This is a genomic window from Bacillus sp. ES1-5 (assembly GCF_022487605.1).
GTDB lineage: Bacteria > Bacillota > Bacilli > Bacillales > Bacillaceae_G > Bacillus_A > Bacillus_A wiedmannii.
On the sequence record NZ_JAKVPU010000001.1, the window covers coordinates 1,747,786 to 1,768,569 of the forward strand.

19 protein-coding genes and 1 pseudogene are annotated in these 20,784 nt (G+C 36.2%); 5 read left to right on the forward strand and 15 right to left on the reverse strand.

Annotated elements, in window-relative coordinates; genetic code table 11:
• Positions 1-72: 72 nt before the first annotated feature.
• The 6 genes from MKO96_RS08980 to MKO96_RS09005 all read right to left on the reverse strand — a co-directional run bounded on the left by MKO96_RS08980 (position 73) and on the right by MKO96_RS09005 (position 5,581).
• Positions 73-1,098, reverse strand: a complete 1,026-nt coding sequence (locus MKO96_RS08980) for an S-layer homology domain-containing protein (protein WP_240587392.1) — start codon at positions 1,096-1,098, stop codon at positions 73-75.
• Positions 1,099-1,187: 89 nt separating this feature from the next.
• A complete protein-coding gene (locus tag MKO96_RS08985; protein WP_240587284.1) occupies positions 1,188-1,439 on the reverse strand; it encodes a hypothetical protein in 252 nt (83 codons plus the stop codon).
• 112 nt (positions 1,440-1,551) lie between these two features.
• Complete coding sequence (locus MKO96_RS08990; RefSeq protein ID WP_240587285.1) at positions 1,552-3,084, reverse strand: fatty acid--CoA ligase family protein; 1,533 nt, start codon at positions 3,082-3,084, stop codon at positions 1,552-1,554.
• Positions 3,085-3,245: 161 nt separating this feature from the next.
• Positions 3,246-3,674, reverse strand: coding sequence for a hypothetical protein (locus tag MKO96_RS08995; RefSeq protein WP_000832625.1), 429 nt, complete (start codon positions 3,672-3,674; stop codon positions 3,246-3,248).
• Positions 3,675-3,847: 173 nt separating this feature from the next.
• Entirely contained in the window at positions 3,848-4,837 is a 990-nt protein-coding gene (gene lplA, locus MKO96_RS09000) for a lipoate--protein ligase (protein ID WP_240587286.1), read from the reverse strand.
• Between the two features lie 9 nt (positions 4,838-4,846).
• Positions 4,847-5,581 carry an MBL fold metallo-hydrolase gene (locus MKO96_RS09005; RefSeq protein ID WP_240587287.1) on the reverse strand — a complete coding sequence of 245 codons (735 nt, stop codon included), beginning with the start codon at positions 5,579-5,581 and terminating at the stop codon, positions 4,847-4,849.
• A gap of 180 nt (positions 5,582-5,761) precedes the next feature.
• On the opposite strand from MKO96_RS09005, the gene yhfH reads away from it, so the two are divergent.
• Positions 5,762-5,890, forward strand: a complete 129-nt coding sequence (yhfH, locus tag MKO96_RS09010; protein WP_000567010.1) for a protein YhfH — start codon at positions 5,762-5,764, stop codon at positions 5,888-5,890.
• Positions 5,891-5,929: 39 nt separating this feature from the next.
• Here yhfH and MKO96_RS09015 read toward each other — a convergent pair whose 3' ends face one another.
• Entirely contained in the window at positions 5,930-6,946 is a 1,017-nt protein-coding gene (locus MKO96_RS09015) for a LacI family DNA-binding transcriptional regulator (protein ID WP_000103724.1), read from the reverse strand.
• A gap of 196 nt (positions 6,947-7,142) precedes the next feature.
• On the opposite strand from MKO96_RS09015, the gene MKO96_RS09020 reads away from it, so the two are divergent.
• Together MKO96_RS09020 and MKO96_RS09025 are read left to right on the forward strand one after the other, a co-directional pair.
• On the forward strand, positions 7,143-8,084 hold the full coding sequence (locus MKO96_RS09020) for a helix-turn-helix transcriptional regulator (RefSeq protein ID WP_240587288.1): 942 nt from the start codon (positions 7,143-7,145) through the stop codon (positions 8,082-8,084).
• A gap of 92 nt (positions 8,085-8,176) precedes the next feature.
• Positions 8,177-8,683 (forward strand): DinB family protein, encoded by a 507-nt coding sequence (locus MKO96_RS09025; RefSeq protein ID WP_240587289.1) that lies wholly within the window; start codon positions 8,177-8,179, stop codon positions 8,681-8,683.
• Between the two features lie 115 nt (positions 8,684-8,798).
• Here the strand turns inward: MKO96_RS09025 and MKO96_RS09030 are convergent, their stop codons facing one another.
• From MKO96_RS09030 to MKO96_RS09050, 5 genes and pseudogenes are all read right to left on the reverse strand, one after another.
• A complete protein-coding gene (locus tag MKO96_RS09030; protein WP_240587290.1) occupies positions 8,799-9,308 on the reverse strand; it encodes a GNAT family N-acetyltransferase in 510 nt (169 codons plus the stop codon).
• Between the two features lie 59 nt (positions 9,309-9,367).
• Positions 9,368-9,673, reverse strand: a complete 306-nt coding sequence (locus tag MKO96_RS09035; protein ID WP_141541938.1) for a DUF2087 domain-containing protein — start codon at positions 9,671-9,673, stop codon at positions 9,368-9,370.
• Between the two features lie 35 nt (positions 9,674-9,708).
• Positions 9,709-9,923 (reverse strand): annotated as a pseudogene (locus MKO96_RS09040) (hypothetical protein).
• Between the two features lie 143 nt (positions 9,924-10,066).
• Positions 10,067-12,880, reverse strand: coding sequence for a YhgE/Pip family protein (locus MKO96_RS09045; RefSeq protein WP_240587291.1), 2,814 nt, complete (start codon positions 12,878-12,880; stop codon positions 10,067-10,069).
• A 215-nt stretch (positions 12,881-13,095) separates the two neighbouring features.
• A complete protein-coding gene (locus MKO96_RS09050; protein ID WP_088047869.1) occupies positions 13,096-13,668 on the reverse strand; it encodes a TetR/AcrR family transcriptional regulator in 573 nt (190 codons plus the stop codon).
• A 326-nt stretch (positions 13,669-13,994) separates the two neighbouring features.
• On the opposite strand from MKO96_RS09050, the gene MKO96_RS09055 reads away from it, so the two are divergent.
• Entirely contained in the window at positions 13,995-14,849 is an 855-nt protein-coding gene (locus MKO96_RS09055; RefSeq protein ID WP_087979731.1) for a hypothetical protein, read from the forward strand.
• Positions 14,850-14,945: 96 nt separating this feature from the next.
• Here MKO96_RS09055 and MKO96_RS09060 read toward each other — a convergent pair whose 3' ends face one another.
• Positions 14,946-15,245, reverse strand: a complete 300-nt coding sequence (locus tag MKO96_RS09060) for a hypothetical protein (protein ID WP_131933746.1) — start codon at positions 15,243-15,245, stop codon at positions 14,946-14,948.
• 104 nt (positions 15,246-15,349) lie between these two features.
• Positions 15,350-17,716 (reverse strand): DUF6359 domain-containing protein, encoded by a 2,367-nt coding sequence (locus MKO96_RS09065; RefSeq protein WP_240587292.1) that lies wholly within the window; start codon positions 17,714-17,716, stop codon positions 15,350-15,352.
• Between the two features lie 241 nt (positions 17,717-17,957).
• Between MKO96_RS09065 and MKO96_RS09070 the strand changes: the two genes are divergently transcribed.
• Complete coding sequence (locus MKO96_RS09070) at positions 17,958-19,310, forward strand: DUF4026 domain-containing protein (RefSeq protein ID WP_240587293.1); 1,353 nt, start codon at positions 17,958-17,960, stop codon at positions 19,308-19,310.
• A 39-nt stretch (positions 19,311-19,349) separates the two neighbouring features.
• Here the strand turns inward: MKO96_RS09070 and hemY are convergent, their stop codons facing one another.
• Entirely contained in the window at positions 19,350-20,771 is a 1,422-nt protein-coding gene (gene hemY / locus MKO96_RS09075) for a protoporphyrinogen oxidase (protein WP_240587294.1), read from the reverse strand.
• Between the last annotated feature and the right edge of the window lie 13 nt (positions 20,772-20,784).

Genomic DNA, 20,784 nt, shown 5'->3' on the forward strand with positions numbered 1-20,784 from the left:
CAACTTGGATTTTGTTTTTTCTTCCTAAATAAAAATCAGTGAGGATTGTCCCTCACTGATTACAGTTCCACCTTATTTCTTTAACTTATCCGTCTTCGCAATAAATTGCGCTGCTTCCGCGCGGCTTACCGCTTTATCTGGAGCCCAGCCATTATCTGTTCCAATTGAAATGTTTTCTTGGATTAAAATATTGGCATACTTCGCACCCCAATGATTGTTTAAGTCAGCAAATTCTTTTGGTAGTTTCATATTTTCATTTCTTTCTAATTTATATGCATTTACTAGCATAGAAGCCATTGATGCACGGTTAATTAACCCGCTTGGATTAAAGTTACCCTTCTCATCACCTTTTACAATACCTGCTTTTTCAACTGCTGCGATGTATGGTGTAGCCCAGTGATTTTGTGCATCAGGGAATGATGGCTTTGCATCTTTCTTAATTTCTAAACCTAAAACAGTTGCTAATATTTTCGCAGCTGAGCCACGATCGATATTTTCAGCCGGAGCAAATGTACCGTCTGGCTTACCGTGCACAGCTTCTTTATCTACTAAATATTGAACTGATTCTTGTGCCCAAGCTGGTACATCTGAGAATTTAGGCTTCTGTTCAATTGCACTTGCATCGATTTCAAACTGTAGTTGATATTTATGATCATATTTAATTGCTGGAATTAATATATGCATTTGCATATTATATTTTTTCGAGAACTCCCCAATTTCAAATTGAACAACTTTCGTACCGTTATTCGTTTTATCTTCGGAGATTACTTTTACATCATGGAATGTTCCTACTTTATTTGGATCTTCTACTCTAAGATACTGAAAATAGCTACTATCTTGAACTGTTAACGTAACGATTTTTTTATCACCTTGAATGGTTACTTTTGCATTTTTTAAATATGTAGACGCAACTGATGTATCATTCGTTTGATCTTTATAAGTCTTTAAAATAACGTCATATGTGCCATCTGCTAGTTTGCTATTTACTTTCATTTCTACTGCCGCTTCTGCTTTCGCAATCGGTGCCATAATACCACTGAATGGAACTGCTAAAGTTGCTGCTATAACGAACGCATTAACATATTTTTTCTTAATCATTATCAATACGACATCTCCTTTTATATGAATATACCCAACATAACTATCATATTGATAATGATTATCAATGTCAAATAAAATTAATAATACTATTTCCTACATAAGTACGCCTTCCGCTCGTTATTAAAAAGTAAATAATGCGCCGTATGAACTTTTCTTTCCAAATAATCAATAGAATACGAGCTTGATGGATCAACTAAATCACCTATCGCTCCTGAAAGGTGATCAATGACTTGCTGCAAAATCTCTAAGTTTTTCTTCTCACTATCAGTATTCATTTCATCCATAATGTCACAAATAAGATATTGTACTCGCCGTAAACGTAAGTCCTTCTGCTCCACTTATATCTCCTCCTTATTAGTCATATTACGGTTTAAATATATGGCACCATAGCTTAACCAATGCTAAAAAATAGAAAGGCAACCATCTTCATAAAGATGGTTGCCCCTATTTTTATACTTGTATCGCTTTTTCTCTCAAAGCTCTTCTTAACAATTTACCTGTCGTATTCTTTGGTAACTCTGTTAAAAATTCGATACTCATTGGCACTTTATATTTCGCTAAATGTAACGTGCAATAATGCATAAGTTCCTCTTCTGTTACGTTAGCTTGTTTTAGAACGACGTAAGCTCGCACTGCTTCTCCTAAGTTTTCATCAGGAACACCGATTACGACAACTTCTGCTACAGATTCGTGTGTATATAATACTTCTTCTACTTCACGAGGGTATACGTTATAACCGCCAACTAAGACGATATCTTTTTTACGATCAACGATATAGAAGTAACCTTCTTCATCCATTTTCGCTAAGTCACCTGTATACAGCCAACCATCTTTCAATGTCGCTGCTGTATCTTCTGGCGCGTTATAGTATCCTTTCATAACGTTAGGCCCGCGAACAATTAATTCACCGACTGCGCCAACAGGTACTTCTTCCCCAAGTTCATTCACAATTTTGTTTTCTACATGCCAAATATTTGTACCGATTGATCCTGGTTTACGCGGACGATCTAGCGGGTTAAAACAAGTAACTGGTGATGCTTCCGATAAACCGTATCCTTCTGAAACGATTACGTCAAAACGTTTTTCAAAGTTTTGCAGAAGAGCAACAGGCATTGATGCACCACCTGAAATACAAAGGCGAAGCGTCTTCACATCTTCTGCGCTTGCTTCTTCGAATAAATATAAATAATTGTACATCGTCGGTACACCAGCAAAAATCGTTGGCTCATACGTACGACAAATACGGAATACTTCTTTCGGACTAAATTTCGGTAACATTAAAATAGTTGCTCCGTTCACAATTGGCGCATTGACCGCCACCGTTAAACAAAATACATGGAACATTGGCAAAGCCGCAACGACGCGGTCATCAGCAGTATATTGTAAATACGAAGCAACATCGCTCGCATTACTATATAAATTTTTATGTGTTAACATCGCACCTTTCGGTTTTCCAGTTGTGCCTGAAGTGTATAGAATAACCGCTACATCTTCTTCATCTAGCTCTGGGCCTTCGTAAGTTAAATCCCCAGCCCCTATCATTCTGGTAAACGTTTTCATTTTTTCGGTTTCTGCATGGTTAAAATCTGATGAGGTTTCGCATATGATGATGTTTTCAAGTGAAGGAAGTCTAGTTGTAAGAGATTGTATAACAGGTAGAAGGACGTCGAGTACGATAATTGTTTTTACATCTCCATTTTGTAAAATATAATGCATTTCGTCTGCTGTATAAATTGGATTAACTGGAATAACTGTTGCTCCAGCTTTCATTGTTCCGTATAAACCGACCAAAAAATGTGGTGAGTTTCCAACAACTAATGCGACATTTTCCCCTTTTCCAATGCCCATTGATGCTAAATTGCTAGAAAACCTTGTGACCATTTTGTTTAATTGGTCATACGAGACCGACTGATCCATAAATATATAAGCCGGTTTATCCCCCTTCTTTTTCGCCGTTTCAGCCAAAGATTGAACGAGATTCACACAAACCCCACCTTTATAAAATTTAGAATATTTAAAAATTCTAAATTAATTATATTAAAAGAAAATTAAAGTAGCAAGTGATATTCCATTAACTGCATATACAACGATCACCTCCTGTTGATTCACTTTGGAAAGATAAGGGGATTCTATTCACCTACACATTATGAAACTAAGGCTAAAATCATTTCAGGATAATATGCACTCATCTTTTCGCTAAGTTTTTCTAGTTCCTCTTTATTCAAGCTCGTATGCTCCCCATACAAGTTGAATGCATCCGCTCCATTTTCATGAAAAAACAATGTAACATATAATGTCGGTAACCCATTATTGGCCTCATCTATCGACAAGACAAGATCTGGTGTTTTATTCACCGTACTAAACGTTTCATTTCTTTTCCATTCCTTATTTTGAAACATTGTTTGTATATCATCTATCTTTCGTTTGTTATCCGTATGCGTAAAATATATGACATTATCCTTCGCTGGCTTTCCAATCGATAAAAGTGTGCGACTTGAGGAAGTTTCATCGTTACAAGCTGTCATTCCGATGACGAAGCTGAGCAGTAATACAACGTACATTACCCTTTTCATTTCAATTCGCCTCCTTTTGAATATATATATATTCCTTTATAAGAGGCAAATGTCCTGTGATTTTATGGTGAATGAAATTATATCGGCGATTTTTAAAATATATCGACTTATCGATAAAACGTGACAATCTACGCAAAAAAAGAGGCTGCCCGTTACGGCAGCCTCCCTTATTTTTAGAAGAATAAATGTAAGAAATCTTCTGTTGTAATATTACCGAAGTAGCGTTTAATATCTACGCCTTCTAAAGCTGCAGTGAATGCATCTTTATCAAATTGTACGCCTGTTAGACGCTCTTCAATGTCATGCACATCTAGTGATCCGAAGAAGTCACCGTAAATTTTACATTCTGTTACTGTTCCTTTTTTCACTTCAAGACGAACGTCAACTTGTCCAACTGGGAAGCGGTGTGAATGTTGTAAGTTGAACTTCGGAGATTTTCCGTAGTTCCAGTCCCAATTGCGGTAGCGCTCTTCAGAAAGTTTATGGATTTCTTTCCAATCATTTTCTGTTAATTCGTACGTTGGAATTTCTGTCTCCCCTTCGAAAATTGTTTCTAGAAGAAGTTGTCTAAACTCTTCTGTCGTCATCTTTTCTTTTAAGAACTCTGTAATGTTCGCAACGCGGCTACGGATTGATTTAATTCCTTTTGATTGGATTTTATCCATTTTTACTTTTAACGCTGATACGACGTGATCGATTTCAGAGTCAAATAGTAACGTACCGTGACTAAACATACGACCTTTCGTTGAGAACTGCGCGTTACCTGAAATTTTTCTACCTTCAGCTAAAATGTCGTTACGACCACTTAGTTCTGCATTTACACCTAATTTACCAAGTGCTTTCGTTACAGGCTCAGTGAATTTTTTGAAGTTGCTGAAACTGTCTCCATCATCTTTCGTAATAAAGCTGAAGTTTAAGTTTCCTAAATCGTGATATACTGCGCCTCCGCCTGATAAACGACGAACGACATGAATACCTTGTTCTTTTACGTAATCCGCATTAATTTCTTCTACTGTGTTTTGGTTTTTACCAATGATAATTGAAGGCTCATTAATGTAGAACAGTAAATATGTTTCGTTAATATCTAAATTCTTCACACAATATTCTTCAATCGCTAAGTTTATTCTAGGATCTGTAATTCCTTTATTATCAATAAATAACATCATATCACCTCATGAGTTCCATACGTAACCACTATGCGCTAGCGTAATATGGCCACTGAAAATTTGTTTTGCTTCTGTTACTAAATCAGATGGGTTTCCTGTATGTGGTAAGTGCGTTAATAAAAGTTCTTTTACATTCGCATCTTTCGCAATACTTGCTACTTCTGTACTATTCATATGCCCTGCTTTTGCAGCCTCTTGATGTGCATACATATTACACTCACAAATGAAAAGATCAGCATCTTTTGTGAATGTAATAAATTCAGGAATATAACTGGAATCAGCGCTGTATACTACAGCGTCACTACCAGCTGTAATACGCATCGCAAAACATGTAACAGGATGAACAGTTTTTAAGAATGAAATCGAGAACGGTCCAACTTGAAGTGTTTCTTCTGGATTGTACGCGATTCCTTTCGTATGCGGTTCATGCGTTAAAGAATGGAATCCATTCTCGTCAAACGTATGACCGTATATTGGTAATTCCGGTAGTTGCCTTGTTGTCGCACTCGTAATTAATCTCGCATATTGCAATACCCCAATGTCTGCAACATGATCATGATGATAGTGTGACAGTACAACTGCATCTATATCAGATGGTGTTATATATTTTTGAAGCTGTGCTAGTACACCACTACCACAGTCGACAAGTAAACGAAAACCATCGTGTTCAAACAAATACCCCGACGTTGCTTCTCCCGCTTCTGGAAAGCCGCCCCAAAAGCCGACAACAGTCATTTTCATATGTATCCATCCTTTCTAAAACCGAGTAGGAATGCATGTTTCACTTACATTCTACATTGTTAACTATAATCCATTTCCTAAACTTTTTCATTATTTTTCAATTTTGTTATAAAACAGTTGTTGACTTTTGTTTTTTGTACTAATACAATGATAGTAAGAAATGGAAATGGAGGGATTGACATGATCGATCAACCAATGGAGTTTTTCAGAAATTTACCAACGAAAACTTGTGCGCACTGTGGGAAAGAAATTGATGAGCAGCACGAAGCATACCATAACAAATGTGATGACTGCGTTCACGAAGAATAGTAGTTTATGAACATAAAAAAACCTAGCAGACATAGTCTACTAGGCTAATAACATCGTATCCTTCTTCATCGTTGAACCTTTCACCAAGAGCTCCAGTTCAAACTCATACAATTCTTTTTGTCGATAATTTTTCGTATGGATTTTATCCATCATCAGGTCGACAACTTTTCGGGCCATCTCATCGATTGGCTGTTCAATTGTCGTAATACCTGGCTCAGTAATCTGTGATAATATTTGATTATCAAAACCAATAACAGCGAGATCATCTGGAATGCTCCAGTCATGGCGTTTTGCCTCTGAAATGATTCCAGCTGCAACCTCGTCGCCTCCTGCCAAAATCGCGGTAGGATTTTTTTTGTCCTTTAATACTTCATGGAATATTCTCTTTCCATCATCCCAAGAGAAAGCGTTTTCAAGAAAATCGATCGCTTCTACTTGGCGGCTCTTCTCAGTTATTGCACGTAAAAAGCCCATTTTTCGCTGCTGGCTAACCACTTTGGTTTCGTTACCACGGCAAAAAATAAGATTACGATATCCTTGTTCTAACACATGCTTAGCAGCTATATATGCTCCTTGCGCATGATCAAACTTCACTGTTGGAACATTTGCTTCCTCAATATATTCATTACATAACACGATCGGACCGTGCTGTAAGTATGGCTCTACATCTTCCCACGGATTTTCTAGTGAACATAGAATAATCCCATCTACTTGTTTCGTAGATAATAATTGTAAATACTCCATCTCTTTTTCCGGTAAATATCTTGTTTGACAAATAATCAGTTTATATTTATGTTCAGAAGCAGCAATCTCGATTGCTTCAATAAATCGACTGAAGAAAGGATTTGTAATCCTTGGAACTAGCACCGCAATTGTTTCCGTTTTTTGTTTACGAAGCCTTCTCGCCGCAGAATTAGGAACAAAGCCTAAGTGCTTCATTGCTAATTGAACCCTTTTTTTCTTCTCATCTGAAACATATGGATGATTATTGATTACCCTAGAAACCGTTGTCCTTGATAACCCCGCTAATTTCGCCACGTCCTCTATAGTCGACACGAAATTCTCCCCCTTTGCATGAAAACGTTTTCTTAAACTGATTATATAGTATATTATTGGAAACTGCAATATGGGTTGTTATGATTTTACTATATTAATATTATACATAGGAAAAAGTCTGTTAATGGGAGGGAAATTTATATTACTTTTAGAAGTTTACAGTGGGCATATTTATAAAAATTGAAGGTGATATTTCATGAATCGGACAGATCGTTTATTAGCTATATTAATTGAATTACAAAGAAAACAAACTGTTACAGCAAAAAGCTTAGCTGAGAAATTTGAGACAAGTATAAGAACGATTTATCGAGATATGGATGCACTTAACGAATCGGGTGTTCCAATCTATTCAATGCCTGGCCACGGTTATTCCTTAATGGATGGCTATTTCTTGCCTCCCATTCAACTTACGCCTGAAGAGGCTGTTACTCTTTTACTAGGCGGTGATTATATCGAGAAAACTTTCACTTCTTCTTTTTCTGTACATGCGCGATCAGCAAAAGAGAAACTTGAGGTTGTTCTCCCTGCTGATCAACAAAAGAAAGCCCGGGAATTACGAGGAACTTTTCGTTTTCTTTCTCCTATATTTTCGCAGCAGCAACCTGAACAAGAAAAACTTGAAAACCAACTGATCCTGTTGCAAGAATCTATTCAAAAAGAACAAGCTATCTCTTTTTCTTATCGTAAAGCGAGAGATACTACAAAAATAAAGCGAATCGTTCAGCCTTACGGTTTAGTCAATATTTCAGGAATTTGGTACATCGTTGCCCATTGTTTACTTCGAAAACAAATACGTAATTTTCGTTTAGATCGTATGGATAAATTGCAACAAGAGCAAGAATTTTTCACAAAACCGAAAGACTTTTCTTTACAAAACTATAAACCTGAAAGCAATCGCACTGTTATGATTCATTTATTGTTTCCATCTCATATTGCACATAAGATTATTGAATCCCGCTACTTTTTTATAGATTCATACGAACATAAAGACAATGGCTTTCATGTCTTGTTGAAATCAAGAAACATAGACGAAGTATTTCAATGGGTATTGAGCTGGGGAAGCCAAGTGCAAGTACTTGAGCCAAAAATTCTTTCTGAGAAAATCTGTGATGAAGCAAAAAAAATGTTACAACTTTAATTGTTGCATTTCACTACTGACATAATGTTGTCAGCATTACTTCTTTATAGTAGGTAGTAACAAATACATTTTCATAAAAAGGAGTTAGTGATATGAAGAAATTTGAAGAGTTAGCAAAGTACTACATAGAGGAATTAGAAAAGTACTCTATAGAACAATTTAGGATGAAGCCTTCTAGTGAGGAATGGTCTCTCGGTCAAATGTATAATCATTTAATTTCAGCTACACGCATGCAGTTAGATGCAATAGCGAAATGTAGAAATGAAGTGCCTTCTGCAACTAACAAAAAAACGGATATGGGAGAAAAGGTATATATGATGGAGGCTTTCCCAGACATAAAAATCAAATTACCAGATCATCCTGGATATACGCCTGAGAACCCAGCTAATAAAGAAGACGTACGGAAACAGCTTCTAGAATTAATTACAATTATAAAAAAAATAGAGCCGACACTTCCTACTATTCCAAGTGATTGTAAAGTCAAACATCCTGGGCTTGGTTACTTACATGCAGCAGAATGGTTCCAGCTTATTTCTATGCATTTTGCACATCATCTTCGTCAGAAAGAGCGACTGGAACTTACGATTCGCTCAGTGTAAACATTTCCACTAAAGAGAGACTGCCAATATTGGTAGTCTCTTCACTGACTATACGATTACTCAGAAAATCCCGTATCCATGCATGTTGCTTACTGCTAACAGAAAATCCCTCTTTTCATTCAATATGAAACCCCATCAATACGTCATCTCCATATGATCCATCTTCATATTTAATTTGCTTTCTTTGTCTGCCTTCTTCTACAAATCCCATACGTTTGTACACCTTAATCGCCCTATCATTAACAGAAACTACGCCTAAGCAAATTTTCTCTAAACCTTTCTGCTCTTTAGCCCAACGAATAAGAAATTCAATTAGTTTCGTACCAATGCCTTGATTACAGTACGCCTCCCTTATCCCCATTCCCATTGTACCTGCATGTCGTAAGCGTTCTCGTTCATATTGATTGAAAATTAAAAAACCAACCACTTTTTTATCAACTTCATAAACTATGTAAAGATTACCTTTTTCATTACTTTTCCGTATCTTTTCTCTTTCTGCATTACTATCATTTGGTAATTTCTTTGGAGATACTATGAAAAACTTTGTAGTAGTTTCCGATAATATAATTTCTTTTCTAATATCCATAATTGCTTCCGCATCAATCTCTTTTGCAAATCGTATCACTAAATCACCTCGTACCTTTTTCTAAAAACTACAAAGAAGAATAGATAAAGTGAAATTCATTACTTTAACTCCTCCCACTTTGCCCACACTTCTCTCCCATTTATACGATACATATTATCCTCTCGGTCCATAAACCCGTGTACAATAAACTCGCGTCTAATTGTACAAAAATCATCATGATATTGTTTTATGAATGTATTCATTTCTTTTTCCGTATACTGTTTCTCTGCATCTAACTTGTTAACTAAATGCTCTAACAATACTAGTTTTTTCTTCTTTTGACCTGGAATCGATTTTAGACGGTCCTCTTTATCGAAAAAGTTACGAATGGTCGTATCCCTGAATTTCATTTCACTTTCAGTCATTTTGTTGTCCTCCATCGGTTTTTATGCAATAAGATTTATCGTTTTTCTTCACTATTCTTCTTCATTCTTTTACTTATAACATCCATAAGGTAATACCCGCTAATTAGCACATAGTAAACTAAAAGTATTCCTAGTGCATCTTTTATATTTATATATTTTTTTTACGAAACAAGATAGGTGAAAGGGCGTAAACAAGAAAGATGATTAGCGGATTTACGATAAAATAATAAGTAAGATTTCCTTTCATCATATCAACTCCTCTATTCTAGTTTTCTCTGTAAATTGTTGTAAATCCTTTTCTTTCGTCTCTATAGCTTTTAAAAAGGTTTATACATAAACTACAGAAAAGATACCCTACATTAAAATAAAAAAGCACCGAAAAGGTGCTTTTTTCTATGCTTCAATCGATTGGTTTTCCGCAATATTTCTAAATTGTCGTTTGTGCATCCAAGTTAAGGATGCGATTGTTCCAAGTGATAATACCACGATGAAAATCATGAGTATTCCTACGTTTTGCCACATGAAGTTAAAGTCTCCACTTGATACGACTGCTTTCAATCCTGATACAGAGTATGTCATCGGTAACCAAGCATTGAATGGTTGTAAAAACTTCGGAATCAATTCTAGTGGGAATGTTCCAGCACTCGTTGTAAGCTGAATAATTAATGTGATGATGGCAATGAAACGACCTGCATCACCGAATGCTGTTACTAAACATTGAATTAATGCAATAAACGCTAAACTTGTAACGATACTAAAGAGTATAAAGTATGGAATACTTTGTACTTCTACACCTAATCCGAATAGTAATATGATATCTGCTACTATCGCTTGAATAATACCGACTGATAGTAACACACCGAACTTACTAATAAACCAACTAAATCCTGATTTCGGAACGCCCACTGTATCACGTAATGGATATACGATTGATAATAGTAATGCCCCAACAAATAAACCGAGTGATAAGAAATATGGTGTAAATCCAGTTCCGTAGTTTGGAACTTCCGCCATTTTCTCTGTCTTCACTTTTACAGGGCTTGCAAACATATCATACGTTTTATCCGTTCCTTTTACTTCACCAGTTTTCTCTGCCCCTTCGCCAAGTTTCTCAGCAAGTTCACCTGAACCATCGTTTACTTTTACGAGGCCATCTGTTACTTTTCCAGAGCCGTCTGCTAGTTTATTTACGCCGTCGATTAGCTGGCTTGAGCCTGTTGACATTTTATTTAGACCACCATTTAGAGTACCTAAGCCAGTTGTTACTTGATTAGATCCATCTGCTAATTGATTTACTCCACCTACCATTTGGTTTGCTCCTACAGATAATGTCCCTAAACCACCTGTTACTTGACCAGACCCATCTGCTAATTGATTTACTCCACCTGCCATTTGATTTGCTCCTGCAGATAATGTTCCTAAACCACCTGTTACTTGACCAGACCCATCTGCTAATTGATTTACACCACCTGCCATTTGATTTGCCCCTGCAGATAATGCACCTAAACCACCTGTTACTTTTTCAGAGCCATCTGCTAATTGATTTATCGCATCAATTAGTTGACTGGATTCGTTTTCAAATTTATTTGCGCCTTCTTTTGCTGCATTTAAATTCTTACCAAACCCTTGGAAATTCACAACAAATCCTTTTTGTATACTGGCTAATTTCTCAATATTATCTGTTAAAGAGTCCAATTTCTCTGTGTTCGGTAGTTTGTTTTGCGTATCACTTGTTTTTTGATCTATTTCGCCTTTTAATTGTTTTAGTTCTTCATTTAATTTATTTGTTCCACCTGCTACTCCGGCAGCTTTTTGCTGAACTGTCGCTGTACTTTTTACAGCACTTGTTATGAATGGTTGTAACTGCTCTTGATATTCTTTTGGTAAACTTTCAATTTGCTTTTGTAAATTCGCTACCTCTTGTGCTGCATTTTTTGCATCTCCTGCTGTTGATTGCGTAAGCTCATTTAACTGATTTACATTCGCCCCAGCTCCATCTATTTTCTCATTTACTGTATTCAATATAGAAGGGCCTTTCGACTGCATTTCCTTTAAATCTGCAGCAGAATTTTTCACTGTACGATTTAAATCTTCCAAACCCGTTTCAATTTTTTGAGAAGCTCCCTCTAATTTGCTTTGCCCCCCAACCAGTTGTTCCATACCATTTGATAGATCAGTTGTTCCTGTTTTTAATTCACCGGATTTACTTACTAATTTGTTCAAACCACCGGTCACTTTCTCAGATCCATCATGTAATTCACCAATTCCTTTTTGCATTTCACCCGTTTTGCTATTTAACGTATTTAAACCTTCTGTTACTTTTCCAGAGCCATCTATTAATTTTCCGATACCTGTCTGCATCTCACCTGTTTTACTATTTAACGTATTTAAACCGTTCGTTACTTTTCCAGATCCGTCTACTAATTTCCCGATACCTATCTGCATTTCACCTGTTTTGCTATTTAGCGTATTTAAACCGTTTGTTACTTTTCCTGATCCATCTACTAATTTATTAGATCCATCTGCTAATTTCCCAACTCCATCCTTCATCTCCCCAGACTTCCCTTGCAGTGTATGAAGGCCATCCGTCACTTTACTTGAACCATCATGCAGCTCACTTGATCCGTCGTGTAGTTTATTTGCTCCTTCCGCCCCATCTGCTAATCCTTTTGAGACGTCTTGAATAGAATCAAACATTTTCTCTGCATATGTTTTCGTTAACGTACTTGATACTTCACCTTTAATTTTTTCAATTGCTGTTCCGCCAATTTGTGAAGATAAGAAGTTTAAGCTTTCGTTTGGAATGTATTCTAAGTTTAATGGTTTCGGATCATCTTTTAATAACGTTGTAGCGTTACTTGAGAAGTCATTTGGAATGCGTACTAACATGTAATACTTTCTACCTTCCATTCCTTTTTTCGCTTCTTTTTCACTTACAAATTCCCATTTGAAACTTGTATTATCTTTTAAGTTATCAACGAGCCCTTTTCCGACCTCAATTGGTTTCCCATCAAATACTGCACCTTTATCTAAATTGACTACCGCAACTGGTAAATCATCTAACTGTTTATACGGATCCCAAAAGGCCCATAAAAACATACCTGCATATAAAATTGGTACGAATAATACCGCGATAATTGGAATTAATATTTTTTTACTTTTTATAATTTCAGTAAACTCTTTACGAAGCAACTGATTCCATTTCATCATTTCTCCCCCTTTTCCAAATGACCAAAATGTTCATTCGGTCATTTTCTCCCAAATAAAAAGGCTATACCTATTCATACATATGCCTTATCCCCGAATTTATACTATGCAACTTTTACTCAATATGAAATTACTATTTCTATTTTCCCTCCTTAAATTAAATATATGACCAATTTGTTCACTTGGTCACTTTTTATAATAATAAAAGGATTATCTTAGTTTGACAATCCTTTTAATAAATAAAGTTCAAATAATTCTGCAATTTTCTCTTTTTCTAGCGGTTCATGATTTTTTTCCCAATCAAAAATAAGCGATACGTATAAGCGAAGCATAATAAATGCTGTAATTTCTGGATCACATTTTCCAATCTCACCTTTTTCAATCGCAATCTTTAAATACGATTGAATGACAGAAACGATTTCCACATCTACTTGTTGCATCACTTCTTGTACTTCTTTCGTTCCCATATCACGCTCTTCTTGAATTAACTTAATCATGAGCTGATGTTCTTTTCTGAATTCTAATATGCTATATAATGCTCTATGTACATTTTCAAAAAATGAAACATCTGAACGAATTGCATTTTCTGCAACTTGCTTCATTTCTGTAATTAAATTAGAAATAATTTCGCCAAATAGCTCTTCTTTATTTTTGAAAAAAGTATAAATCGTTCCTTTTCCTACATTCGCTAACTTCGCTACTTGATCCATCGTTGTTGCTTTATAACCGAACGCTGAAAAAGACTTTGTTGCAGCTTCAATAATAGAACGTTTTCGATCTATTGCCACATCGTCACCTCCAAAAATGACCAATTGGATAATATAGTCAATCAGTACATATTTGATATTACCACACGCTTACATTCTATACAAGTTCTCTTTTTTATTATTTCCAGTATAAAAAAATTCCAGTCAAGTTATATAATACTGTCATAGTGTATCAGAAGAAAAGAGAAAAGGAAAAGGTGTTCTTAAGATATACGATTAAACCTTACTTAACAACAACAAATTTCCCTTTTTTCAAATAATCAAATAAAAAAACAAGAAAATCTTTACATTTAATAGTAATATAGAAAATAGACAAGTTTATCAAAATAGTGGAGGCTTTTTCAGTCATGATGCGTGCGCTTCGTTTAAATATAAAGCAAGCTTTTGGTAGTCGTATTTCTTTAATTATTATGTTTAGTGGATTCGTTCTTATTTGTATTTATCACTATTACTATGTCATTCGTTATTTAGGAGACGCTGCGAGTGGACCTATTTCAACAGATATAAAATGGATCGGATTTCGCGACAATGAAATGGATGTTTATTTATTATTAATGCCAGTTATTGCGAGTTTCCCCTTTAGTACAAGTTACAATTCGGATAAGTCAGATGGTTTTAAACCGTTTGTGAGTAAGGGGATTTCTATATTTCCTTATTCAGTAATGAAATATATCGTTACGTTTTTTTGCGGAGGATTTCTTTATACATTTCCATTCATCTTATCGTTATTATTTTGCAAATTAACCATTCCAGACGGAACACCTACGATTGGTTCAGGCATCATAAATGCTGATGGAATGTTCGCAAACCTATATTTCGATGCGCCTCTCACTTACATTACTGTATATATCGGAATTAATTTTTTATTTGCAGGTTTAATGGCTCTTTTAGGACTTGCTGCATCTGTATGGTCACAAAAGGACTATATGGCAATTCTCTTTCCATTTGCAGTTGCCTCCATTCCTTACGTCCTGCTAAATACAATATTTCCTTCAATAGGCGGAGCACCTATTCATTTATATGATCCGAAACAACCATTGCAAGGCATGTCACCGTACATTTTAACGTTGCAATGTACTTTCTTCCTTCTCGTTAGCTTATTTATGTATATACAAGGCGTAAAGCGGGATAGGAAAAAATATAGAAGAAGACTGCAAAAAAGAGATCGGTGTAGAAAAGCGTTTCAAGCAATTTCGGACTAAATCATTGAACGAATAAGAGCGTAATTCCCTAAGTTAGCTTAGAGAATTACGCTCTTATTATCATTTACATTTATCAATCTTATAATCATCTCCCCTTTACGGCGTACCTGCCAATCCCCATAAAATAACGATCGCCGCAAAATAAATCGCTTTAATACCTACAACTGAACATAATAAAATAATTGCATATGTACTTAATTCTCTTCTTGCGCCTATTAGAGTAAAAATGACTGCCAAACTAAATGTTACATAGGACGATGCTGTATGTATTAAATTATATGTAATATCCAAATTTTGAGTAAGTCCTGTTACATCAGCTACAAACTGAAGCATGACGATTGTACTAAACAAAATTGCAAGCTGATTCATTAATTTTCCATTTAACCACGCTTGCATCTTTAACCTCCTTGTTATAAAAAGCTGAATTTTTAGTTAATTTTAACATGATTTTTACAGAAAAAGAACGCTCAGTATATCTCTAAGCGTTCTTTCATGACTATTTAAGAAGCTTTCTTCAAATCAATTTGAGCAAGTACTGGGTCGTGGTCACTTACACGTCCATGTTCTTTCATAATGTTTGAGTTTAAGTGTACTGGATCTACAATTGTGTGTGGTGCGATGTTGTTTGTTACTAAAATATGATCTAACACTTGTGCATTTCCTTCATGAATATACGTGTAGCGGTTCTCTTTCGGCACTGTGTTTAACATATTCTTTAAGTTTGTTCCTTCTAGTGCTTTTAGTGGTTTAGCGAACTCAAAATCGTTCATATCCCCTAACACAACAACTGGTGCATTCGTGTTCTTTTTCTGAATTCCTTGTACGAAGTGATTTACTTCTTGTGCTAACTGAATTCGTTTTTCTTCACTCTTTAATACGAGCGGCTGCACTTTTCCAAATGGCGTTGCATCTCCTATTTTTGAGTTTAAGTGATTTGCAACGACAACAACGTTTTGTCCTTGGAACGTAAATTCTGCTGCAAGCGGTTTACGTGTACTTTCAAATAATGGATTTTCGTCTCCAATGCGAACGACATTTTTATCAAGTAACTTCGGTACTGCTGCTAATTTCACGCGTGATGGGTTGTAGAAGAAACCGACGCGAATATTCGCTCCTGGTGCTCCTCCGTCTAGATTATTATTCGGAGCAATTTCTACATACTCATACTTCGGTCCACGAATTTCTAAAACTGCATCAATGATACGTTTTGCGCTTAATGAAGCATCTGTTGTACCGTCATTAATCGTTCCGTTATTATCTTGCATTTCCTCTACACCGATAATATCTGGCATTTTTAAATTGTATTTAATAGAATACGCTAACGCTTTTACTTTTTCATCTGTTGTTTCTTTTTTATTCGCCGAGAAGTTTTCAATGTTATATGTAGCAACTGTTAACTTATCAAGACGAGGCTGAATATTTGCCCCTACTTGCTTAAATCCACCGTCCACTACTGATGGTAATTCTGTTATTGGCGAAATGCGGAACGAACCGTAATCATATCCGACTACCCCTGTTATATCTCCAGTAAAAGTATCTCCTACTTTTGCTACATAATCACGAGGGACTTTTACAGAAAGACGCTCTGGATTTAATTGATTTTCATCTAATACAGGTGTGCCATATTTCGTTACGACTTTATCTCCGCCATTTTCTACTGTTACATATAAATTGCCGTTTTTCTGAGGGGCAATAATTTTTGGTGTTGGCATCGTAACGCGCATACCTTCTATACTTTCATAAAAGTCAATTGCATCTTCATTTGGATCAAATAAACCGAATGCATCATTATCGATAATTTGATCAGGGATTTTCACACCGTTTTCTCCTAGTACAATCGGTGCTGGTAAAGGTTGATCTTTTGCGATTACAGCAACGCGGCTCGCTTTAATTTCCGTCGTCGTTAAATCTGTGTCAAACCTTTCTGCATATCCAGGACCAACATATTCTTCTACTTCTCCATCAACTTGAATAAGATCTCCTACCACTACATTCGCATCTTTTTTGTATACGTACATACCTTCTGACGTAGCTGGATCATTATCCGGCTGGTTATCTTCTATATAAAAACCATTTTTATCAAGTGCTGTTACAACGCCTTCCACATTGTATACTTTCTTCCCTTTGTAAGGAGAAACATGTGATTTCCCTTGAATATCATGAATACGAACTGGTTCATTATTTACGATAATAAATGAAAATGTTGAAACCGCTGAAGAAGTAAGCCCTTCTTTCTCTGCGATTGCTTTAATCACACTATTTTCATTCACCATAATTTGTCCGTTATAACGAACGCTTTTATTTGTAGGATTAGAGCCATCTAACGTATAGTAGATTGTTGCTCCTTCTGTATTCGTTGTTAATGTTACCGCTGTGCCCTTCGCAACTTCTCCGCTACCTGGCGAAGCTACTACATCGCTAACACGGTTTTGTCCTTCCCCTTGAAACTTATGAGCTGTTACCGATTTTAAACCGGGGCTACTAAAATATAATTCAAGCGTCCCTGTTAAACTAACTTTCTTCCCGATATTTTCAGGATGATCTTTCACGTTTACTGCCGCTCTCACATCACCCTTTGGCAACTGAACAGGCATGATTTTGTCTGGATTCGTTTCATTTGGCGAATCCGCAATTGCTACGTTTGTATCATCAAACTTAGCTGGATCTTTCGTGTATTTAGAAGGACTTTGCGTATATCCAACGATATACCCTTCCACTATCCCCTTCGTTTTCCCTTGTTGTTTAAATACTTGAATTGCTTTTTCTACTGACATAGAAGTCGTTTCTTCTGCTTGTACTAAAGTTCCAGTAAATGAAAGCAATAGTATGAATGATAAAAAGACACTTAACAATTTCTTCACAGTCATTTTCCTCTCCCTATTTCATATTTTCTCAGCATTTCTATCATATCAAATGATTCGTTATATAGAACTACATTTCGACAATTTTTACAAAAAATTTATTTAATTTACAAGCTTTCAAACTATAATACAAAATAATAATTTTACACCTTCTACGAATGCGCTCTATAATGTTAGAGAGAGAAAACAGAAAATATCGAAATTTCATTGGCATGTAAAATGGATTCATTTGAATAGGAGTGATTGGATGGAAGTGCAAACAGAAACATACCGCGCAGCTATGAATGGAACATTAGAACGTCATTTTTCAGATATGATTGCTGTTATACCAACTAGAATTACGATTGAACAGTTAAAACAGCGGCTAGAGACTATATCTACTAAAGTGGATGAATTAAAAATTGTTTACAGTGATGAGACAAGCCTTATTGTTGAGTTACATATGGATGAAACAATCATACCGTATGAACTGCATATTGATGAAACGAGCGATCCAGAAGAATATAAAATGTACAATAGACAAGATTCTACAATCGTAGATCGTAATTTTGAAGATGCTGCTTATGGCACTGAAATTTTCACTCGTACACTATTTGTAGGCGATGTGCTGGACTGCTTTTTCCAGCAGTTACAGTTTTTATGGAACCTCGCTCCAGACTTGTTATTTGTAATCGATTCAAGTGCAGCAATGAAAGTAATATCTAGAAGTTATATTGAATATCACGTTGAAAATGAATTGTTACCTGACATTCCTGACTTGTACGTTATTCATTCTGTTTATGAAGATGATAAAGACGGTGGGCCTACGCAATATTGGTTTCATACACATGGTCTTTTAAGAGCAGGTGTAACAGAAATAGAATTAATTATTCCAAATCGTATTTCTTCCTATTACGGCATTGGCGATCTTTTTCAAACATTTGCTAATAATGCCGTTGAGAATGGACAAGTCCCTATGAATGAGCCTATCGTGATCGCGCATAGTCAGCAAGGTTCTATACATACAGTAGCTGTTCCATGGGAAAAAGGATTATCTTATATTGGGCATAAAACGAGTATGGATCAATTATCTTCAATCGAGGATGAAGAAGTGGAACTACAACCAATAGATGCACAAAATATATTTCTTGGCGGAATGGATGACCGAGATGAATACCATCAATCTCCATCCGTTCTCTTATTTAAATTAAATGCTTCAGAAGAATATATTGAAAGTTTTTTCAAAGAACACGAGGAAGCTACAGGGCTCATGTTCTATAAAACAAATAGTGAAACCGATCGTATGGCTTACAATGCGAAAAATACTTTCGGGTATTTCAGCAACATTTTTCACATTGAACAATCGAATGAAGATTTTCGTTTCCTCGCTAAGTTTGGTGTCTCCTACGAAGAAGGAAAAAGTGAACATATGTGGTTTGAAATGCAAGATATTACGGAAGACCTTATTCAAGGAATACTCATTAATGAACCATATTTTATAAAAGATATGAGTGAAGGAAATAGTTATCAGTTAGATTTTGCTAACTTAACAGAGTGGGTTATTTATGCAGGGGATACCGTTATAAAGCCAAATAATTTATATATGTTTATTGGTGAATAAGTAACAAAACGCCTTCAATGTGATTGAAGGCGTTTCACTTTATTGTGCAATTAATTCGGTATCCATTACTTTCTCCAAATGAGATAGTACACGCTTTGCAGCTTTCTCACCTTGATCAATACAGTCCGGAAGACCAGAACCAGCGTAAGAACTACCTGCCAAGTATATTCCTGGCAACTCTTTTTCCATAAATGTTGTGAGTTTCTTCATTCGCTCGTTATGACCTACTGTATATTGGGGCATTGCTTCTTTCCAGCGGCTTACGACTGTAAACTCTGGATCCTCTGTAATATCCATCGTCTTTCGTAAGTCTTCTAGTACAAGCTCCACGAGTTCCTCTTCTGTTTGTTCTACAACTGCTTCATCACCAGGTCGTCCAACGTAACACCTAAGAAGCGTTTTTCCTTCTGGCGTTGTATGTGGCCATTTTTTATGTGTCCACGTACATGCTGTAATTGTGTAGTCGCTATTTCGAGATACGACAAATCCTGTACCATCAATATCGCGCTGAATGGCTGATTTCGGGAAAGCCATTGCGACATTCGCAACTGATGTGGACGGAATGTTGCGGAAGAAACGAAACTGCTTGTACTGCGCGAACATAGATGGCAATACTTTATGTGATGTTGCCACTACGACCCCGTCCGCTTCTATTTCTTTTCCGTTACTAAGAGTAATCGTATAACCATCACCAAGTTTTGCAATTTTTTCAATGCGTGTGCCCTTTATTATCGTACCTTCATGCATCTTCACTTCGAGAGATTCTACGATAGATTCTAAACCTGTTTTCACTGTTTGGAAGATTCCTTTTTTCGGTTCAGATGTCTCTTTTTTCGGAGCAAGTGTACGCATACCGAGTGAAATACTGCGATGCTTCTGCTCAATTTGATACATTTGCGGGAATGTTGACATTAAGCTCATTTCATCAATATCCCCTGCATAAATACCCGATAGTAATGGTTCTATTAAATTTTCAACCACTTCGTTTCCGAGGCGATGTCTGAAAAAATGCCCAAGTGATTGGTCAGATACTGGCTTTGATCTCGGCATTAACAGATCAAAACCAGCTCTTAGTTTACCAATTGGGGAGAACAGCCTGGAAAATAGAAACGGCGTAATTTGCGTTGGAATTCCCATCATCGATCCGATCGGCATTTTATGTAACCGATTGTTTACGTGGATAAATGATTGACCGGCCTTATTATTTACAAGTTCATCGCCAAGACCTAATTCTTGCGCTAATCTAGCTGCACTTTCTTTTCGTGCTAAGAAAGAATCCGGTCCGCGTTCAATTGTAAATCCATCTTTTCGAACGGTTTGAATTTTCCCGCCAAGTTTACCCGATGCTTCTATCAGTAATGTATCGATCGGCAAGTTCTTGTCATGAATTTCTTTTTGCAAGTTATACATTGTTGTTAATCCTGTGATGCCACCGCCGATGATTACAACCTTTTTCCTCAAGCATGCTCCCCCT

What these genes read in the sequence shown, in the direction of transcription:
- MKO96_RS09065 (WP_240587292.1), bottom strand. Translation starts at nt 17,716, where the DNA reads ATGACTGTGAAGAAATTGTTAAGTGTCTTTTTATCATTCATACTATTG.
- MKO96_RS09025 (WP_240587289.1), top strand. Translation starts at nt 8,177, where the DNA reads ATGAAGAAATTTGAAGAGTTAGCAAAGTACTACATAGAGGAATTAGAA.
- yhfH (WP_000567010.1), top strand. Translation starts at nt 5,762, where the DNA reads ATGATCGATCAACCAATGGAGTTTTTCAGAAATTTACCAACGAAAACT.
- MKO96_RS09045 (WP_240587291.1), bottom strand. Translation starts at nt 12,880, where the DNA reads ATGAAATGGAATCAGTTGCTTCGTAAAGAGTTTACTGAAATTATAAAA.
- MKO96_RS09005 (WP_240587287.1), bottom strand. Translation starts at nt 5,581, where the DNA reads ATGAAAATGACTGTTGTCGGCTTTTGGGGCGGCTTTCCAGAAGCGGGA.
- MKO96_RS09055 (WP_087979731.1), top strand. Translation starts at nt 13,995, where the DNA reads ATGATGCGTGCGCTTCGTTTAAATATAAAGCAAGCTTTTGGTAGTCGT.
- MKO96_RS09020 (WP_240587288.1), top strand. Translation starts at nt 7,143, where the DNA reads ATGAATCGGACAGATCGTTTATTAGCTATATTAATTGAATTACAAAGA.
- MKO96_RS09060 (WP_131933746.1), bottom strand. Translation starts at nt 15,245, where the DNA reads ATGCAAGCGTGGTTAAATGGAAAATTAATGAATCAGCTTGCAATTTTG.
- MKO96_RS08995 (WP_000832625.1), bottom strand. Translation starts at nt 3,674, where the DNA reads ATGAAAAGGGTAATGTACGTTGTATTACTGCTCAGCTTCGTCATCGGA.
- lplA (WP_240587286.1), bottom strand. Translation starts at nt 4,837, where the DNA reads ATGTTATTTATTGATAATAAAGGAATTACAGATCCTAGAATAAACTTA.
- MKO96_RS09035 (WP_141541938.1), bottom strand. Translation starts at nt 9,673, where the DNA reads ATGACTGAAAGTGAAATGAAATTCAGGGATACGACCATTCGTAACTTT.
- MKO96_RS08980 (WP_240587392.1), bottom strand. Translation starts at nt 1,098, where the DNA reads ATGATTAAGAAAAAATATGTTAATGCGTTCGTTATAGCAGCAACTTTA.
- MKO96_RS09070 (WP_240587293.1), top strand. Translation starts at nt 17,958, where the DNA reads ATGGAAGTGCAAACAGAAACATACCGCGCAGCTATGAATGGAACATTA.